Origin of the sequence: Niallia endozanthoxylica, from assembly GCF_008710145.1 — a bacterium.
GTDB lineage: Bacteria > Bacillota > Bacilli > Bacillales > Cytobacillaceae > Bacillus_BD > Bacillus_BD endozanthoxylica.
In genome coordinates this window covers 1-19,336 of the sequence record NZ_VYKL01000040.1, presented here as the reverse complement: position 1 = coordinate 19,336, position 19,336 = coordinate 1, and the positions used below count along the sequence as shown (strand labels likewise).

The 19,336-nt window shown below is 38.7% G+C and carries 17 protein-coding genes; 2 read left to right on the top strand and 15 right to left on the bottom strand.

Annotation, left to right across the window (positions count from 1 at the left end):
- Positions 1-539: 539 nt before the first annotated feature.
- Positions 540-1,313, bottom strand: a complete 774-nt coding sequence (locus F4V44_RS22695; protein ID WP_150442298.1) for an HpcH/HpaI aldolase family protein — start codon at positions 1,311-1,313, stop codon at positions 540-542.
- Between the two features lie 137 nt (positions 1,314-1,450).
- Positions 1,451-2,140, bottom strand: coding sequence for a hypothetical protein (locus F4V44_RS22690; protein ID WP_150442297.1), 690 nt, complete (start codon positions 2,138-2,140; stop codon positions 1,451-1,453).
- Between the two features lie 531 nt (positions 2,141-2,671).
- Here F4V44_RS22690 and F4V44_RS22685 point away from each other — a divergent pair.
- Positions 2,672-2,884, top strand: coding sequence for a hypothetical protein (locus F4V44_RS22685; RefSeq protein WP_150442296.1), 213 nt, complete (start codon positions 2,672-2,674; stop codon positions 2,882-2,884).
- Complete coding sequence (locus F4V44_RS22680) at positions 2,881-3,192, top strand: spore coat protein (protein ID WP_150442295.1); 312 nt, start codon at positions 2,881-2,883, stop codon at positions 3,190-3,192. The genes F4V44_RS22685 and F4V44_RS22680 overlap by 4 nt, the downstream gene beginning before the upstream one ends.
- 41 nt (positions 3,193-3,233) lie before the next feature.
- Here the strand turns inward: F4V44_RS22680 and F4V44_RS22675 are convergent, their stop codons facing one another.
- From F4V44_RS22675 to F4V44_RS22615, 13 genes are all read right to left on the bottom strand, one after another.
- Positions 3,234-4,112 carry a DUF421 domain-containing protein gene (locus F4V44_RS22675; RefSeq protein WP_150442294.1) on the bottom strand — a complete coding sequence of 293 codons (879 nt, stop codon included), beginning with the start codon at positions 4,110-4,112 and terminating at the stop codon, positions 3,234-3,236.
- A gap of 235 nt (positions 4,113-4,347) precedes the next feature.
- Positions 4,348-4,911 carry a hypothetical protein gene (locus tag F4V44_RS22670; RefSeq protein ID WP_150442293.1) on the bottom strand — a complete coding sequence of 188 codons (564 nt, stop codon included), beginning with the start codon at positions 4,909-4,911 and terminating at the stop codon, positions 4,348-4,350.
- Positions 4,912-5,042: 131 nt separating this feature from the next.
- Positions 5,043-6,905 carry a helix-turn-helix domain-containing protein gene (locus F4V44_RS22665; RefSeq protein WP_150442292.1) on the bottom strand — a complete coding sequence of 621 codons (1,863 nt, stop codon included), beginning with the start codon at positions 6,903-6,905 and terminating at the stop codon, positions 5,043-5,045.
- Positions 6,906-7,099: 194 nt separating this feature from the next.
- Positions 7,100-8,407, bottom strand: a complete 1,308-nt coding sequence (locus F4V44_RS22660) for an acetyl-CoA hydrolase/transferase family protein (protein ID WP_223882008.1) — start codon at positions 8,405-8,407, stop codon at positions 7,100-7,102.
- A gap of 50 nt (positions 8,408-8,457) precedes the next feature.
- Entirely contained in the window at positions 8,458-9,243 is a 786-nt protein-coding gene (locus F4V44_RS22655; protein WP_150442291.1) for an enoyl-CoA hydratase-related protein, read from the bottom strand.
- Positions 9,244-9,256: 13 nt separating this feature from the next.
- On the bottom strand, positions 9,257-10,108 hold the full coding sequence (locus F4V44_RS22650) for a 3-hydroxybutyryl-CoA dehydrogenase (protein ID WP_150442290.1): 852 nt from the start codon (positions 10,106-10,108) through the stop codon (positions 9,257-9,259).
- A gap of 140 nt (positions 10,109-10,248) precedes the next feature.
- The gene (locus F4V44_RS22645; protein ID WP_150442289.1) at positions 10,249-12,327 is read right to left on the bottom strand and encodes a (Fe-S)-binding protein; all 2,079 of its coding nucleotides are present in this window, start codon (positions 12,325-12,327) and stop codon (positions 10,249-10,251) included.
- Between the two features lie 79 nt (positions 12,328-12,406).
- The gene (locus tag F4V44_RS22640) at positions 12,407-13,378 is read right to left on the bottom strand and encodes an electron transfer flavoprotein subunit alpha/FixB family protein (protein ID WP_150442288.1); all 972 of its coding nucleotides are present in this window, start codon (positions 13,376-13,378) and stop codon (positions 12,407-12,409) included.
- A gap of 42 nt (positions 13,379-13,420) precedes the next feature.
- A complete protein-coding gene (locus F4V44_RS22635) occupies positions 13,421-14,191 on the bottom strand; it encodes an electron transfer flavoprotein subunit beta/FixA family protein (RefSeq protein ID WP_150442287.1) in 771 nt (256 codons plus the stop codon).
- A 108-nt stretch (positions 14,192-14,299) separates the two neighbouring features.
- Entirely contained in the window at positions 14,300-15,439 is a 1,140-nt protein-coding gene (locus F4V44_RS22630; protein WP_150442286.1) for an acyl-CoA dehydrogenase, read from the bottom strand.
- Between the two features lie 303 nt (positions 15,440-15,742).
- A complete protein-coding gene (locus F4V44_RS22625) occupies positions 15,743-17,551 on the bottom strand; it encodes a M3 family oligoendopeptidase (protein ID WP_150442285.1) in 1,809 nt (602 codons plus the stop codon).
- An 89-nt stretch (positions 17,552-17,640) separates the two neighbouring features.
- Complete coding sequence (locus F4V44_RS22620; protein ID WP_150442284.1) at positions 17,641-18,114, bottom strand: MaoC family dehydratase; 474 nt, start codon at positions 18,112-18,114, stop codon at positions 17,641-17,643.
- A gap of 29 nt (positions 18,115-18,143) precedes the next feature.
- The gene (locus F4V44_RS22615) at positions 18,144-18,929 is read right to left on the bottom strand and encodes an enoyl-ACP reductase FabI (RefSeq protein ID WP_150442283.1); all 786 of its coding nucleotides are present in this window, start codon (positions 18,927-18,929) and stop codon (positions 18,144-18,146) included.
- Between the last annotated feature and the right edge of the window lie 407 nt (positions 18,930-19,336).

Genomic DNA, 19,336 nt, shown 5'->3' with positions numbered 1-19,336 from the left:
CAATCATTCCATATCGTTCCACTTAATCTACGAATATCGAATAATTGCCCAATCGTTGTATAACTAGCACGAAACGGAGTTTTTAAGGTTCGATACACGTTTCCACCTCCCAACATTTGGTATATATCCATTATAACAAATAGAACATTTGTTTGCATAGAGATTCAAATGCTTTTAGGGAAAAATTTCCTAGATACAAAGTAGGGAAGATCGAAAATCGAAGAATACAGAGAGCAGGCTTTACAGGGACAAGCGTGGCCATTACATCACGTCTCCTAGTGAGTCATACAAATAGTCATACAAATAGATCCATCTGAAAGGTTGCGAGTTTCCCTATCATAATAATCATTGACAATAGGTCGAGAATCTTTAGGCTATCGCCTAACCGAAATTCATCTCCCACCTACTCACTATCGTTCCTTGAGGATGGGAGACTTCTTTCGGAAATCTGTTAAAATTAAAAGGATGCCAAACACCACAAAAAAGACAATTTTCTAAAAGTTGTCCTATCTGCAGCATATGACACCCCACTTGCTTTTTTAATTAGCAAATCCATTAAATTCATTTACCAGCTGCTTTACACCATTATAGAGAATGGCCCCATCTATCCCGCCAAGAAGAAATTGAAAGCCCATATTCAGATGCTGTTCAATTCCATCGGTCCAAGTCATGATTCCTGGAGTCACATTAAATTTGTCACATGCTTCAATCACTTTTTGACAACTCTCAAGGACGTCTGGATGATTTAGCTGTCCTTGAAGCCCCATAGAGGTACTTAAATCATAAGGACCAATAAAGGCAATGTCGATATTTGGAACGGAGAGAATTTCTTCAATATTTTCTACTGCTGTATAATGCTCGATTTGGAGGATAACCAAAACCTCTTCATTTGCCTGTGCATAATAATCCTCATACTCTGCAGCTGCAGCACCAAATAATACAGCCCGGCCTGCTCCTATCCCTCGAACACCGACAGGAGGATATTTACAATTGCTAACAGCCTCTTCAGCCTCCGCCTTCGTATTTACCATTGGAATCATAATTCCCGAAGCCCCAGTATCAAGTCCTTTTTTTATTAGTGACTTTTCATTTCCAGCAACCCTTAGTAGCGGAGTAGCCTGTGTTCCTCTAATGACTGAAACCATCCTTCCAGCTGACTCGATATCCATCGATCCATGTTCAGCATCAATCATGATAAAGTCAACTCCGGTATGACCAAGTATCTCTGCATTATCAAGGCTATTTGTCATGATCCATGTACCAAAAACATTTTTGCTTTGACCTATTTTTTTCTTTAATGCATTCTTTCTCATATTTATCCCCTCCCATTTTCACATTAGTTATAACATTGTTCTATTGACAAGTCGAATGAACATTGTAAGAATATTTATTCATTGAAAAAGCTGCCTACTATTAAGCAGCTACTAATAAGATTTATCTACTTGCCAAGCTAATTAAACTTATTGGCTAATTTAGAATTTGTGATTTCAATTTTCCCAGGAAGGATAAAGAGATATTCAATCAGACTTTCCAATAAATCCATTAATAATGATGTTGTTTCATAGTCCATTTCTGTTTCCAGCTCAAGCATCCGATGGAGTGTCTTATCCGTTTCCAACAGCTTGCTGAGTGATTGTATCGGCTTGTCTAAATCAACCTGCTCAGGCAGGAGCTCCAGCTGTTTTGACAATGGAAGCCCATTACTATGTTCACCGAGAAAGTGTTTGGTGATACTTTCAATCACTCTTTTTGACATAACAGCTGTGGCGGATGTTTCTCTTGATTGATACACATTAAGAGCTGAACGGTACGCTCTGATTAAATCCTTGGGAATATTAGGCAAATTCTCAATTTGGTGGATAGGATGGATAGAATCCTGCAGATCGTAAATATATGTATCAGCATATTCACTCTGTTCATCAACCACTTCCCTTGTCATGATGATGAAGGCAGACTGCTTCTTACATTCAGGACAGCTGCATTCCGTTACAATGCCATTCTTACTGCTCTGGTAGTTTGCATTAAGCATAAATTCAGTTCTCTTTCTGCATCCCGGGCACTCACATTGAATAATCTTCGGTATTTTGAGATTTCCATATTTTATGTAAGAATTGACGGAACCTGGATTGATCCTTCTCATTGTTGTCCTCCTGAATCAAATTCGCCCGCCGAATTTGCGTCCGGATTTTTATCGAGCTCACTCGATAATTTACCCTTAAAAATCGCAAGACTCGCCGGAGGCTTAACTTCATTCAGCTAGGTTTGAACCCCAACTGAATCGAAGAACAGTTTGCACTCATCCCCCACTTATTAAAGGAGAAGATTTCTGCTGAATGAAGTTAAACCATTTATGCATAATACATAGTCTATCGTTAACTACTTCACAGAATGGATAATATTTTATCATGTTACCTTATGTTGTTTATATTCATAAAACCTCTACTCTATTTTTAGTTATACCCAAAAAAAGAAAAATCATGGGTTAAAGCGTCATAAAGATGATTAGAAATCTTTAAGCACTGATGAAGAACTATATTTATTTTTTATAGACATTCAGACCTTCTATTCACACTTTATTTAAATCCAGCTATTCCAGTAGCCTCCTCTAATTTCTTTTTAATCTTGAGGTAATCTATATTTTGTGTGATTGATTAAAGGAGGGAATTTTATTATGAATACACACTATCTAGCTCCGCACGAAACCTATGAGCTGCATGAATTGCTGACGTTTAAAAACTTATGTCTGACAAAATCAGCAACAATGAGTGGACTTGCTCAAGATCAAGAACTACAGAACATTTTAACGAGTGATGTAACAAAAACAAAAGGTCAAATTCAGCGTATTCAGGAATTTATAACGAATAGAGGTGACCAATTACAATGAATCAGATGATACAAAATATGACAGGGATGGGCGGAATGACAGATCAGGTGATTGCAACTGACTTTTTAATTGCAGCCAAAACAGGTGTTAAAAACCTTGCTTTAGCCATAACAGAAACCTCAACACCTGAGGTCAGAGATACATTGAAACAATATTTAAACGATGCCATTGATACACATGAGCAAATTTTTAAATATATGGTTGATAAAGGTTATTATCATCCTAATAACCTTGGAGAGCAGCTTAGTGTCGACCTCCAAGCTTCTCAAACAGCATTAAATTTAGCACAGGGTAATGCACAATCCTAATGATTGTAAAAGCTAACCTATAAAAATAGGTTAGCTTTTTATTACGTTCCTGCTCCAATTTCTTTTAAATAGGGATTGATCCTATTAATTACATTTTGCAGCTCCATCGATTGATTATAATACATTTGTTTGGCGTTTCTATCGTTTGTTTGATTAGCCACACTTTCCAAGTCAGCCTGAACTCTTCTTAATTGGGCTGAAATTTGTGGTTTATGGTTTTCTTGCTGCGTTTTTTGATCATCTTTATATAAATCAACATATACGGTCCCATCCGAATTCACCTGGGCAAGAAAGATATCCTTTATCTCTTTGGCCCCTTGTTTCTTTATTTGATCTAGAAACCACTTTGTAGAATATCCAAGATAATGCAGCCGTCTTTCCATAAACAGTCCATCTACAATTATAAGTGATGGAGCATGATCCTCACTCACTTTTAAGCCAATATCATTTGGTGTTAACGACTGAAACTGTGGCTTTTTCATTACACTGATTTGACCATCTGTTTCTAAAATCGCCAACTCAACCTCGGAAAGGCTAAAAGCTCCTTGTACCCTTAAACCGTTCAGTAAATCATCGTAAGTTAGCTTATGCTTCGCCAAACTTTCTTCCATAATTTTCCCATTTTTAACCAAAATTGATGGGCTGCTTTCAACTAATTCTCGAATTTTAAAGGATTTAAGCGCCCCATATATGAAAAGCAATGATAAAGCCGTATAAACGACCAAACCAATTACTCCATCTAAAAAATGCATGGAAGGATCAATCGAAATGGTGGATGCCATATCCCCTATAGCAATCCCAACCACATAATCAAAAAAGGTCAGTTGTGAAATTTGCTTTTTTCCTAGGATTCTTGCAAGAACGAACAAAATAAGGAACGACAAGATAGAACGACCAATAATTACTATAAATTCAGGCATAGTAACCTCCAAATCAATCGTAATCTTCTATATCATTCCCACTAAGTAAGGAAAAATGATTATCTAAAAGAAAAATTTTATTAAATAATATAAATTTCTGTAAGTATGATTATTTTAGTTTTTGAATATTTATATATAATAGAGATTTTTTAAGAAGAATTTCCTGTGATGACATCATACTAACTAAAAAAAATTCACACAAAAAACCTCCCAATATAAAGGAGGTAATAGATTACTATGGTTGGTCAATCGCTTCAATAATCTCTTTTAAAACTTTTTTTCGTCTGCCCTGCTGATATTCATTTAAAAAGTCAATATAAACCATTTCTAGTAATTTTTCCACAGTTAGGTCATGGTTGGATAGAAATGATAAGTCCTTAAGAAATACTTCAGCCCGGCGAACCTCTTTCCTGCCGATTTTGGTATGAAGCGTTGTTTTTCTTTTTTGCGGGAGTAATGGCTGCCCGTTAATCATCGGTAAATCTTTCATTCGGTTATTAAATTTCATTTGAAAAGAGCGGAGATTCCCGTCATTTTTCCGGACTTCTTCCAAGAATTCCTTAAAAATATACTCTATGAGCTCCGCTTGCGTGAATGCTTTGTTATTCTCTTTCATTTCTACAACATCTTCGCATAAGATCTCTGCCCTTTGGAAAAGATCATTTGGCACCTTCACTTTAAACGGCAGTCTTCTATCTGTTAAAATAAAATTCACAAAACGATTGGCAAAACCTCCTTCATCTAACTCTTTTATTTCCTTATTTATTAAGTCATATTGACTGTATTTGATTTCGGACATGGCTACTCCCCCATCTCTTTTCATTTATAGTAAAGTATAACCATTTAGAACCTAGTATACTTTCTATTAAATTTACTATTACTAGAAATGTATGTGGGATTGATAGATTTATGATTAAATATAGCCAAAATTTATTTCATTTCAATCCAATCATCTTCAAGAATAATTAATGCTTTTAATGCTAAAAGCAGATGAAATCTTCTTTCCGGATCACGGAAATCACTCCCTAATAGCTTCGTGATTTTATTTAAACGATAGCGGAGACCGCTGATTGATATAGCCAATTGTTCTGCTGTTTGTTCAAAGTTCCCCCCATTAATAAGGAACGTATACAATGTTCCGATTAATTCTGCTTTATTTTGATCAAGGTTTTTATATAAATCGCCTAGTGCACATTCAGCCAGCTTGCGGATTGCTTCTTTATTTTCATCATTGACTAACACACCGAGTATGCCTAATTCGTTAAAGAAGGTGACAGGTATATCCTTTGTAGAAAGCTTTACAGCTGTATAGGCTTCTTTAAAGGCCCCCTTCACTTCATCCAGCACTTGATCATGCTTGGAGCTTACTCCTGCGAACCAAACAATTTCCCGCAGTCTTTTCCTTAAATAAGACATAAATGGATAAATCACATGCTCTACTTTTTTCTCACCTAATTGTTTAACAGGTAAAAGGAGCAATAAGCTGTCCGTTTTTTCTCCTATTAAAACATGAATTCCTTTATCCGCCATATATTTGGTAACCGATTCATAGATCTCATTATGTATTCTTGGATGATGTTTAGGCGATTTGTTTGGCACTATATATTTAAGATAAATGGCATGATATCCACTGGTAAAATCCAAATCAATGAAGAGTGCCTTACTCATAATGGCTTGTTCGGTGTGATATTTTCCATTCATAATTTCATCAAAGAAATACCCTTTCATACGCTCCGTCGATTCCAATTTTACTTTTTCATTTAATAGAATAACGGAGCAGACAGTGGACACTCGATTGATAATCATAGAGTCAATTTCATAGTTGCACTTTTTTTCTTTATATAAAAACGAGCAATAACCGACAATTTTCTCCTGCAGGTAAATGGGTGAAACAAGTCTCGTATACTCCGAATGCTGGATTGTCGCGATAGTCTGAATCGGTGCTTCCGTTTTCAACCCATCGAAAAATTCCTTTTTAATCGGCTCATATTCTTCTTTTGCCACTCCCTTTACTAACACAACCTGCTGATATATATCCTCAACCACAACAGGCACCTTGATTTGCTTTTCAACAATGCCCAACATTTCTTTCATATTGATGCCATTTGCAACACGATCCGTAAGCTCCTGCTCTAATTGCATCACCATGGATAGGTTGTTTTTCTCATGTAAAAGCTTTTCGTATGTTTGCTCAAGTTCCTTTAAAATTAAGAGTTCTTTATTATCGAGAAACTCTTGATAATCCGTATCTTCCCAATCTGAAAGCAAGCGGCCTTCCCACACGCAAAATGTTGCTCCCTCTCCTTTACATTGATGTTCTTTAAAAAATACCTGTTTACCTAAAATATAGGAGATTGCTCCGCTTGCATAACCCATAAGTGTATAACAAATAGGATGATTGGAAATCCCCATGTGCTTCATATACTGTTCGGCTTCAAAAGAATCTTCCCAAATGCCTTTGAACCTAAATGTTGTCACTTCATCATCTTCGATAGCTAGTTTTTTTTCTTGGATAGTCGATTTTACATAGCCTTTTAACGAGCGAAGGGCAATGTAATGATCAATTTTTTCAGTGATACTTATAGATGAATCCTTCATAACCTCGATTGCGTCATTGATGCCAATATTCTCGCCGTGCTTAAAAAAGAATGTTTTCATACGATGAATTCCAATATGTTCAATTAAATCGCGCTGTAAAATTCCAAATGAACTGCTTGGAAGTAATAAATGCCTTTCATCGTTCACATATAGCAAATCATTTTTTTGATTTATATTTAAAGTAGGTCGCCCCATATGACAGTATATCCCCTTTATTAAAATAAAAATCGTTCGGTAGTTTTATAGTAGTATTCTTTAACACTTTAATAAAGAGATTTTGGTGATGTCATTCATTGAATTTTTTGTACTTCGTAATGGAACTCAAGAAATTCAATAAGGCCAACTCTTCTTCTGCAATGATGCAGTTAAGAATTGGCCCTAATTATAGGCTAAATCATGAAAAAGTTCTTCTTTGGAAGAAAACCCTTTTTAATCGCTTCAAACGTAAGCTGCTCTCTAAACTTTGGATGGGCAATTTTAATCAAAGCTTCTGTCCGTTCATGCACCGTTTTCCCGCGAAGTTCTGCTTTACCAAACTCTGTCACAATATAATCTACATCATTTTTCGAAGTGCTGACAACAGCACCTTCTGATAGCCTCGGAACAACCTTCGAGATGGTATCATTTTTAGCCGTTGAATAGAGGCAGATAATTCCGCGCCCATTTTCAGTCATTCTAACACCTTTCGCAAAATCTGATTGTCCGCCTGTAGAAGAATAATACTTCCCGCCAATCACTTCAGAATTACACTGACCGTAGAAATCAACCTCAACAGTTGAATTCACGGAAACAAGATGATCCAGCTGTGCAATATTACGAAGATCATTGCTAACCTGACAAGGCAGCATCAGAATATCCTCATTATTGTCCATGAAATCGTATAATCTTCTTGAACCAAGAGCAAATGTAGCCGTTGTCTTTCCTTTGTAGAGTTTTTTATTTGCATTTGTGATTACACCTTTTTCATATAAATCTACCACTTTATCAGGAAGCATCTCTGTATAAATTCCAAGGTCACGATGGTCCTTCAAATATTCCATAACCGCGTTTGGCATAGATCCAAATCCGATTTGCAGTGTATCGCCATTGCGAATTAAGTCCGCAATAATCTGACCAATTTTTGTATCTTTCTCATTTAAAATGGGTTCAGGCAGTGTCGGTAAATCAAAATCATTTTCAATTAGTGCCGTAACCTGGCTGATATGGATGCGGTTCTGCTCGCCAAACGTACGAGGCATTTTTTGATTAACTTCTAAGATAATCGCCTTTGCCTTCTCTATTAAATCTCCTACATAGCTGACACTTGTTCCTAGTGAAAAATATCCTTCATCATCCATTGGAGACACAGCAGCCATAATCACTTGTGTTGGGGCTGCTTTTTTTAACAATGCAGGGATATCGGAAAAATGGTTAGGGAGTAAATCACTGATTCCCTCACTAAATGGCTTTCTGTCTTGACCGCTTAAAAATATGGATACCTGCTTGATGATATCAGGTCCTTTCTCTAAGAGCGGATACCCTGGAAGCATCCTGTAAAGCGTGTTTTCATACAGCTTTTGATTGGATGGCAATGCCTCCAGCAAAGCAGGAGGTTCTCCAGGATTAATCGGAAAAATCACAGCCTCTCCAGGCTCAACAAAACGAACTGCTTCCTCTGCCGTACAAATCTTTGATTGGTACATCCTTTGAAAACTCATATTAAGCCCCCCGTAATGGTTTACTCTTTTTCTAGTATGTTTTCAATCTGTTATTCTCCTTTAAATACAGCCTGCCGCTTTTCTAAAAAGGCGGTCATTCCTTCTGTTTGATCCTTGGTTGCAAAAAGCGCACCAAACAACTCTGCTTCTAGGGATAATGCTCGTTCAAGATCAAGGTTTAACCCTTCATTAACGGCTTTTTTAGTGAAGCTGACTCCAAGCGGCGACTTGGCCGCAATCATTTTAGCCATTCTTTTTGCCTCGTCCAGCACTTCAGATGAGTCAACTACCTGGTTCACAAGTCCCATTGCATAGGCACGTTCAGCATGAACCATCTCACCTGTAAACAAGAGTTCTTTTGCAATTCCAGCTCCGACTAGACGAGCTAAACGTTGTGATCCGCCAAAACCGGCCATGATTCCAAGCCCAACTTCGGGCTGGCCAAATTTTGCCTGGTGGCCGGCAATACGAATATCACATGCCATTGCCAGCTCACAGCCACCGCCAAGCGCAAAGCCGTTTACTGCGGCAATGACTGGTTTTTGTAAATTTTCCAGCTTTGAAAAAATCTTATTCCCTAAACTAGAAAATTCACGGGCTTCAAGCACATCCTTCATTTGCATTTCTGCTATATCTGCTCCTGCAACAAAAGCTTTTTCTCCTGCTCCCGTTACAATCACTGCACGGATGGCTGCATCTGATGTAATTAAATCAACTGCTTCTGATAATTCCTTCAGCACCTCTGTATTAAGAGCATTTAAAAACTTCGGCCGATTAATGGTAATAACCGCAATAGCATCTTCAACCGCATAAGTAATTGTGTTAAAATCCTTCATCTTTTGTACTCCTTTAGTTATAGACATAGAATCCACGTCCTGTTTTCACACCAAGCCAGCCTGCTTCTACATATTTTCTTAAAAGCGGACAAGGACGGTATTTTGGATCTCCAAAACCATCATAAAGAACTTCCATAATTGCCAAGCAGGTATCTAACCCAATATAATCAGCAAGTGTAATTGGTCCCATCGGGTGATTAGCGCCAAGTTTCATGACTTCATCAATGCCTTCTGGCGAAGCAATTCCTTCATATACGGCATAGATGGCCTCATTAATCATAGGAATTAAAATACGATTCACAGCAAATCCTGGAAAATCCTTAATTGCCACAGGTACTTTTTTCATTTCCTTTGCCAAATCTTCTATGATTGAAAAAGTTTCTTCTGATGTAGCAAGCCCTCTATTGACTTCAACCAGTTTCATGACTGGTACAGGATTGAAAAAATGCATGCCAATCACTTTTTCAGGACGATTAGTTGCCGCAGCTATTTCTGTAATCGGCAGCGATGATGTATTCGATGCTAAAATGGCTTGTTCAGGTGCAGCTTGATCCAGCTTGCGGAAAATCCCAAGCTTAATTTCTTTATTTTCAGTTGCGGCTTCAATTACCAATTGCACATCTTTTGCATCCTCAAGATTAGTTGAAACAACTATTTTTGAAAGCAATGCTGCTTTTTCTTCCTCTGTTCTCCGGCCTTTTTGGATATCACGGTCTAGCTGTTTCGCAATTTTCGACATTCCCTTTTGAACCAATTCTTCTTTAATATCGTTCAAAACCACCTGGTAGCCTGTTTGCGCCAATACTTGGGCAATCCCGCTTCCCATTTGTCCTGAACCAACTACCATAACCTTTTCAATTTTCATTACGCTTTCCTCCAATATTTGTTACTGCCTTTTGCTGAAACATTATTTTGAATAGTATGAAACTTCAAGAGACACGACTCTTAACATTTTTTGCTACCAATCCTTTATGTTCAAGGTTGACAACACTTAATACAATCATTTTAGATTGATTTTTCTAAAATCTCTACCACATCGTATGTGTGAACCTTTTCGTCTACTTCTTTTGCTTTTGTGCCGTCACCAATCATCGTTAAACAGTATGGACAGCCTGTACTAATAATCGTTGGATTGGTTTCAAGAAGCTGCTCTGTTCTAGCCATATTGATACGTGTCCCTGTATCTTCTTCCATCCACATACGTCCGCCACCGGCACCGCAGCACATCGCTGTTTCACGCTTGCGTTCAGGCTCAACGAGTTTCACACCTGGAATCGCCTTTAAAATATCACGCGGTGCATCATATACATTATTGTATCGTCCCAAATAACAGGAGTCATGATACGTAATCACTTCATCAACAGCCTTATTCGGCTTCAGCTTTCCTTCTTCTACTAGTTTAGCTAATAATTGTGTATGATGATAGACTTCCGCTTCTAAACCAAATTCTGGATATTCATTTTTCAGCGTATTAAAAGCATGAGGATCCATCGTCACAATTTTCTTTACGTCATACTTCCTAAACGTTTCAATATTGGCATTGGCCAGCTCCTGGAATAAAAATTCATTTCCAATTCGGCGAGGTGTGTCACCTGAGTTCTTTTCTTCATTACCAAGAATCGCAAATTTGATTCCTGCACGATTCAATAGACGCACAAAGGACTGTGTCAGCTTTTGGCTGCGGTTATCATAGGAGCCCATGGAACCGACAAAGAATAAATAATCAAACTCTTCGCCTGCTTTTTTCAATTCTTTTGCGGTTGGAATCGTTACATCCTCGACAGCATCACGCCAGTTGGCACGTTCCTTTCGGTTCATTCCCCATGGATTTCCTTGACGTTCAATATTGGTGATTGCACGCTGCGCATCACTGTTCATATTACCTTCTGTCAGAACAAGATAACGGCGCAAATCGATAATTTTATCCACATGCTCATTAGCTACTGGACATTGGTCTTCACAGTTTCGACACGTGGTACAAGCCCAAATTTCTTCCTCTGTAATGACGTCACCTATGAAACTTACATTTTCTAGCGTTGCCGCCACTTCCTCAGCACCGCTGCCCGCTATAGCAAGCTGGTTCGCTCTAGTGTTTTTAAAAGCAAAAGCAGGTGCCCATGGTTGTCTTGATGTAACCGCTGCACCTTTTTCGGTTAAATGATCCCTCATTTTCACAATTAAGTCCATCGGAGATAAGGTTTTTCCTGTCCCTGAGGCCGGGCACATATTTGTGCATCGTCCACATTCAGCACATGCGTATAAATCAATCAATTGGTTTTGAGTAAAATCCTCAATTTTTCCAACACCAAATGATTCTGCTGTCTCATCTTCAAAATCAATCTTTTTCAACTTCCCAACCGGTCCCGTTTTCCTTAAGAATATATTGACCATCGCAAATAATTCATGAAATTGCTTTGACTGCGGGACAAACACAAGGAATGTAAAGACAGTCAGCATATGAACCCACCAGAATACGTAGAACAGCACCGTTCCAGCACCTGTTCCGATACCAGAGAACAACAGGGCCATCGCTCCCGAGAATGGAGCATAGACAAGATTTGGTTCATGACCTAACATCACTGCTTCAAACCCGAGAGTAACCAGGATGGATAAAGTTAAAGTGGATAAAGCGATGTAAACAAAAGCCGCTTTGCCATTTCGTTTCCATTGCAAACGCTTTAGCTTTTCGCCATAGCGGCGGTAAAAGCCATAAACGATAGCGAGCAGCATAAGGAACGTAGCCCACTCTTGCAGCAAACTGAAGTATTTATGCGCCTCGCCAAAAGGAAATTCATATCCTTTCACAAATCCTTTAATAATAAGTTCTATGAGTCCTACTTGAATGATAAAAAAAGTATAGAATAACACTACATGCATTAGACCGCTTTTCTTATCTTTAAATAACTTTGATTGACCGAAACCGTTGACTAAGATCAGATTCATGCGTTCTTTCAGGTTCGATTCAAACTCTGCTTTTTTACCAAGTTTGATAAATAGAATACGGGTGTATAATAGATTGACAAATAAATAGACCGCATATCCAGCCACGGCTAGGAAAGCAAGTAAATTCAGCAATGATAACATCTTTCGTCCCCCATGGTTGAAGTAAACACGGGAGGATATCAATTCCTCCCTATGAAACTACCTTATCTTTGTTAAATCTTTAGTTCACTGTAACACTCTTAAACTCCTCTGCCAATAATGGAACAACTTCAAACAGATCTCCTACAATCCCATAGTCGGCAATGCTGAAAATGTTCGCTTCTGGGTCTTTATTGATGGCAACAATCACCTTTGAATTTGACATTCCAGCAATGTGCTGTATGGCACCTGAGATACCGCAGGCAATGTATAGGTCAGGTGTCACCACTTTCCCTGTTTGGCCAATTTGCAAGGAATAATCACTGTATCCAGCATCACATGCCCCGCGGGATGACCCAACAGCTCCGCCTAAGGCATCAGCCAGCTCCTGTAATACTTTAAAGCCTTCTGCACTTTTTACACCGCGGCCTCCAGAAACAATAATTTTTGCCTCTGAAAGGTCTACTCCGCTCGTCGTTTTACGTACTACATCTTTTATAATCGTACGCAAGTCTTTGATATCAACATTCACCGAAGCAACATCACCTGTACGTGATTCATCCTTTTCAAGTGATGGGATATTATTTGGACGGATGGTTGCAAAAATTAAACCGTCTTTAATCACTTTCTTCTCAAATGCTTTTCCTGAGTAAATAGGACGGGTAAATACAACCTCTTCTCCATTTACTTCGAGACTTACTGCATCTGAGACTAACCCTGACTTAAGCTTTGCCGTAATACGCGGTGATAGATCTTTTCCCATTGAAGTATGACCGAAAACCACTCCTTCTGGCTTTTCAGCTTCTATCACCTGCATGATGACCTGTGTGTATGCATCCGAAGTATATGATTTCAAATCGCTATGTTCAGAGACTAACACACGGTCTGCCCCATAATAAATCATCTGCTTAGCAAGACTTACCGCCTTTTCACCCAATAATAATCCGACCACTTCGTCTCCATCCGCTATTTGCTTTGCCGCGGCAATCGCCTCAAAGGAAACATTTCGTAATTCACCCTGACGTATTTCACCTAATATTAATACTTTTGCCATATCGGTCCCTCCCTTAGTTGAACAGAACTTTTTTATCGTCTGTTAAATGACCTTTGCTTCTGACTTTAATAACGAAGCAAGCTCTTTTACTTGTTGTGTAACATCGCCTGCAAGAACCTTTCCAGCTGTTTTTGCCTGCGGTAAGAAAATCTCGATTGTTTTTGTTTTTGCTTCCACATCTTCTTGATTGATGTCTAAATCATCTAAATCTAGCTCTTCAAGAGGCTTTTTCTTCGCCTTCATAATACCTGGCAATGAAGGATAACGCGGTTCATTTAGTCCTTGCTGGCAGGTTACTAACAGCGGCAGCACTGTTTCAACGATTTCAATATCCCCTTCAACATCACGTTCAATTATTACTTTATTTCCGTCAACAGTTAGCTTTGTTATGGTCGTTACAGCAGTCATTCCTAATTCCTCTGCAAGCCTTGGGCCTACCTGTCCTGTACTTCCATCAACGGTGACATTTCCTGCAAGGATGATATCAATCTCTTTATCCTTGAAAAAGGCACTTAAAATACTTGCGGTTGAATAAGCATCCCCCTCTTCCACATCTTCATCGTTAATAAGGACTGCTTTATCCGCTCCCATAGCTAATGCCGTACGAAGTTCTTTTTGAGCTTCTTCGTCACCGACTGTCACGATTGTCACTTCTCCGCCATGTTCTTCCTTTAATACTAAGGCCTCTTCAATTGCATATTCATCATAAGGATTAATTATAAAAGTCGCACCCTCTTCATTAACTTGTCCATCATTGATATTGACTTTTTCTTCTGTATCAAAGGTACGTTTCATGATTACATAAATATTCATATGTATTCCTCCATTACTATTTTTACGTTTTTCGGCCATACGAACAGACACATTAAAAAGATAATGGAATCTATCCTGCATAACCGAGTAACTGGGGTAGGCCTAGCTTTACTTCGTCAGCATCCGTGAGATAACTAAGCGTTGTATTTCCTGTGTCCCTTCATAAATTTGGGTAATCTTTGCATCACGCATGTAACGTTCTACTGGATATTCCTTCGTATATCCATACCCGCCAAATACCTGGACCGCTTCGGTAGTTACCTTCATTGCTGTATCACCGGCAAAAAGCTTAGACATGGCCGATTCTTTTCCATATGGAAGACCTTCAGATTCAAGATAGGCAGCTTGATAGGTTAGTAGTCTTGCAGCTTCTACACTTGTCGCCATATCTGCCAGTTTAAATGCTACCCCCTGTTGTGCCGCTATTGGCTTTCCAAATTGTACACGCTCTTTCGCATAATTCGTAGCAGCATCAAGTGCTCCCTGAGCGATTCCGACTGCTTGAGCAGCAATTCCATTTCGGCCGCCATCCAATGTCATCATGGCAATTTTGAAGCCTTCACCAACATTTCCTAAAATATTCTCTACTGGTACCTTGCAGTCTTCAAAAATGATTTCAGTTGTTGGTGATGAACGAATGCCCATTTTGTCTTCTTTCTTGCCAATTGAAAAACCAGGGAAGCTGCTTTCAACAATAAAGGCTGTAATTCCTTTTGTTCCTTTAGAAGAATCAGTGCTAGCAAACACGACATAAATTTCTGCTTCTCCGCCATTGGTAATAAAAATTTTGGAGCCATTCAGGACATAATGGTCATCTTCAAGGCGTGCGGTTGTTTTCATGCCGCTCGCATCTGAACCGCTGCCAGGCTCCGTTAACCCATATGCTCCTAATTTTTCCCCTTGTGCCATCGGACGTAAATATTTTTGTTTTTGTTCTTCTGTACCAAATTTATATACAGGCCAGCCTGCAAGTGAAGTATGTGCGGACAGCATAACCCCCACAGACGCATCCACTCGTGATAACTCTTCAACCGCAATACAATAAGCGAGGTAATCGCTTCCAATGCCGCCGTACTCTTCCGGCCATGGAATACCAGTTAATCCAAGCTCTCCCATTGCATCAAATATAGAACGATCAAAATGCTGTTCCTCATCCCTACCGGCTGCTGTAGGCTCAACATCATTTTTTGCAAAGTTACGAACCATCTTTCTAATCATTTCATGTTCCTCTGACAATTTAAATATCATTTTGTCTCCACTCCCTTAAATTAAATTCAGATAACTCAAAACCATCTCTCTGCCCATTCACATTCATGCAGACAGACATTTTGAAAGCCCTTTCTATATACTATTCTAAAAAATCTTAATTTTTTAAACAATGACATAAATCTACGGAATATTCCATTCATTCTGTAGATTTCCTATAGTCATAAGATGATAGAACGATTGGAGAGGAATGATAGAACAATCGTGGCTAAAAGTCTTTTAAAACAAAAAACCGCACAAATGAAAACAAATCACTGTGCGGTTTCTAGTATAATCCTGAGTTGCCTATCCTATTACTTCATTTGTTAACTGAATAAACTCCTCGACATCCTTCTCCATTAACTCAATACCTGCTTCCCAAAAGTGCGGTTTAGTCAGGTCTACACCTAAATGTTTCATCGCTAGTTCTTCCACTTTCATCGAACCCGTGTCCCGCAGCAAGGCAATATATTTATCCTCGAAGTCTTTAGAGTCTTTTAGGAATTCCGCGTAAATACCTAAACTGAATAAAAATCCAAATGTATATGGGAAATTGTAAAAAGGAATATCATCAATAAAGAAATGCAGTTTGCTGCACCAGAAATGCGGGTGGTAGCTTGACAAACTGTCGCAATAGGCTTCTTTTTGCGCATTGAGCATTAATTCATTCAGCCTTTGTTCTGATACAATCCCCTCTGAACGTTCTTCATAGAAAGCTTTTTCAAATAGAAAACGGGCGTGGATATTTAAAAACATCGCAATCGCGTTTTCCATTTTTGTATTTAATAGGGTCATTTTTTCTTCTTTTGTTTTGGCATTCGCTACCGTAGCATTACTGATAATCGTCTCAGCAAAGGTACTAGCTGTTTCCGCAACATTCATCGCATAATTGCGGTTTAATTCCGGTAAATCCCTCATGACATAACTATGGAAAGCATGACCTAACTCATGGGCTAACGTACTAGTATCTGACGGAGATCCTGTAAAGGTCATAAAAATACGTGATTCTTGGAATTCCGGAAGCTCCTCACAGTAGCCACCCGGACGTTTTTTCGGACGATCTTCAGCCTCCACCCAGCGATTTTCCAAGGCGAGTTTGGCAAAAGCGGAAATTTTAGGTCCAAAGGTAGCAAAGTTTTCAATGATAAAGTCACAGGCTTCGTCATAGCTATAACTCGGTGGTTTCACTTCTCCAAAAGCAACAGGTGCATCCACATCCTGCCAGCCTAATTTTTCCATACCTAGAATTTTGGCCTTTTGCTTTAAAAAGTTAATGAACGGTTGCTTATGATTAGAAACAGCAGTCCACATGGCATCAAGGGTTGCTTTTGACATCCGGTTATATTCCAAAGGCTCATCCAAGAAGTTCTCCCGGTTATGTGCTCTTTGCAGTGTAATCCGGTAGCCATCTAAGTGATTCAATGTATCCGCAAAAATCGGGGCATATTTAGTCCATGCCGCTTCCCAATTTTCAAAAAGCTGTTTGCGGACTTCAGGGTCTGGATCGGAATACATCCGGTTCATTGCCTGACCTACTGAAAATTCCTTTGTATTCCCCTCTTTATCTGTAAATGGAATCGTCATGATGGAAACAGCCGTATCGTACAGACGGCTCCAGCCTGAAATACCATCATTATTTAAATCAGTGATAATCTTTTCTTCTGCCTCAGACAACAAACGTTTCCCTTGGTCCCGGATTTCATTTAAAGCAAAGGAAACCTCGCTTAATTCAGAATCCTGCAGAAGGTTCTGCCAATCTTCATCAGAAATGGCGACTAGTTTTTTTGTGTAGACAGTCGAAAGATTTTCGACCTCACTTGATAGGTCCATTACTTGTCCCATCACTACATTTGCGTACTCATCATCTGTGTAAGCATCTTGCCACATATGCACAAAGGAACCAGCTTGGCCTAATCCTTTTTCAATGCTTTCCTGCTTTTTTAATAACACTTTTAACGGCTCTGCTGATTGGTTGTCCGAAAAGCTCCATTCGTGGATTTGCTTTTGATAGTCTTGAATCTCGTTTTTAATCGTATGTAATTTTTTCTGTAATTCCGGTGATTTCGTTCCTCCGGGAAATATAGTATCCAAATCCCAAGTATCTTGATATTTCAAGTCAATCACACTCCTTTTCTATTTACCATTTTATCCTTTTATCCCATAAAGGAAAAATTTTAACTAGGAATCAGCGCTTACAAATTGTTTTAGTGTTTATCTACCGCAGAAGTTTCTCCATCTATAGGTCCCTTTTGTCTGTCTAACTGTTTTTTCATAACCATCGCTTCCCCATCGACCACCATTTCTCGTCGTTGATTCCAGACCCGTGTTTTTAATTTGATATATTTCCTGTCATCCTGTTTTTCAATTACTTCGACTTCCGCTTTAATCGTATCACCAATTTTAACCGGTGCCGTAAATCGAAAGCTTTGCGATAAATAGATGGAGTTCGGTCCTGGAAGCTTCATGCCAAGCACAGTAGAGATAAAACTACCTGTCAAAAGCCCATGGGCGATTCGATCCTGAAAAATGGTCTTATCAGCAAACTCTTCATCTATATGCATCGGATTAAAATCACCTGTTATACCTGCAAATTGATAAATGTCAAATTCCGAGATAGTTTTAGAAAAAACAGCACGATCCCCTATTTGAATGTCTTCATATGTTAACTCTTTTTGCATAAACGTTCCTCCCCTTTGGTGCGTTTCCGTTATTGATTGTCTCCCTTTATACTGTATCCGGCATCAACATAAATGGTTTGTCCCGTTATTCCTGTGCTCAATTCACTTAATAGAAAAAGGGATGAATTTGCGATTTCTTCAAGTGTGGCATTCCGCTTTAATGGAGAATGTTCACTTGTGTATTTAATTAATTGGTCAAAATCACCAATCCCACTGGCTGCACGTGTTTTTACCGTTCCAGGTGATATCGTATTTACACGAATGCCATACTCGCCTAAATCTGAAGCAAGATATCTTACACTGCTCTCTAGCGCAGCCTTTGCTACTCCCATAACATTATAGTTTTTCACCACTTTTTCTGAACCGTAATACGAAATCGTAATAATCGAGGCATTCCGATCTTTCATCATATGATAGGTTCGTTTAACAATATCTGTAAGTGAATACACACTAATCACCATCGAATTAACAAATCCCTCTAAAGAAACATCTATATACTTTCCTGACAGCTCTCCTTTATTAGGTCCTCCTGCAACAGCATGAACAATAAAATCAAGCTGACCATTAAAATGATAACTAAGTTTATCAATGACAGCTGCTACCTGCTCCGAATTTCTTAAATCTACCTGTTCATAAAAAGAACTGTTAATTGATTGAAATAATGGAATGACATACGTGGCTGTCTTTTCGTTTTGATAGGTAAAAGCTAGATCAGCACCCTCATTAGCTAATCGTTTGGAAATCGCCCAAGCAATACTATTTTCATTTGCCACCCCAAGAACAAGTCCTTTCTTGCCTTTCAGTAACTGTTCCATACTTTCCCCTTTCATTTTGACGCTTTTTGTCATAGTTAGTTTCTATATCGTTACCAAAATTACCTTTATTTTACATAGAATGATTTAGTATATTTTTATTAAACGGAATAACAAAAACCACACGAGTTGGCACTGTGCGGTTAAATTTGTAAATATATGATGTTTGCTGACTCGATTTCAAAATTATTCTGAGTACTTCCATGAACCTCTCACGACTAAAGTCGCAAGTTTCTAAATCCCCTTACGAACGTCTTACACTTTCTCCATTGTCCAAAAACTCGACAAACAGCACACATGATGCTGACAGGCACACCCCACCGTTCCTGCGGTACAAAAGATAGTTAGATCAGTACGGGTACATGTTGAAGAAGGCGAATCCCTTCTTCTTTTATATTCCTCGCTGCGTT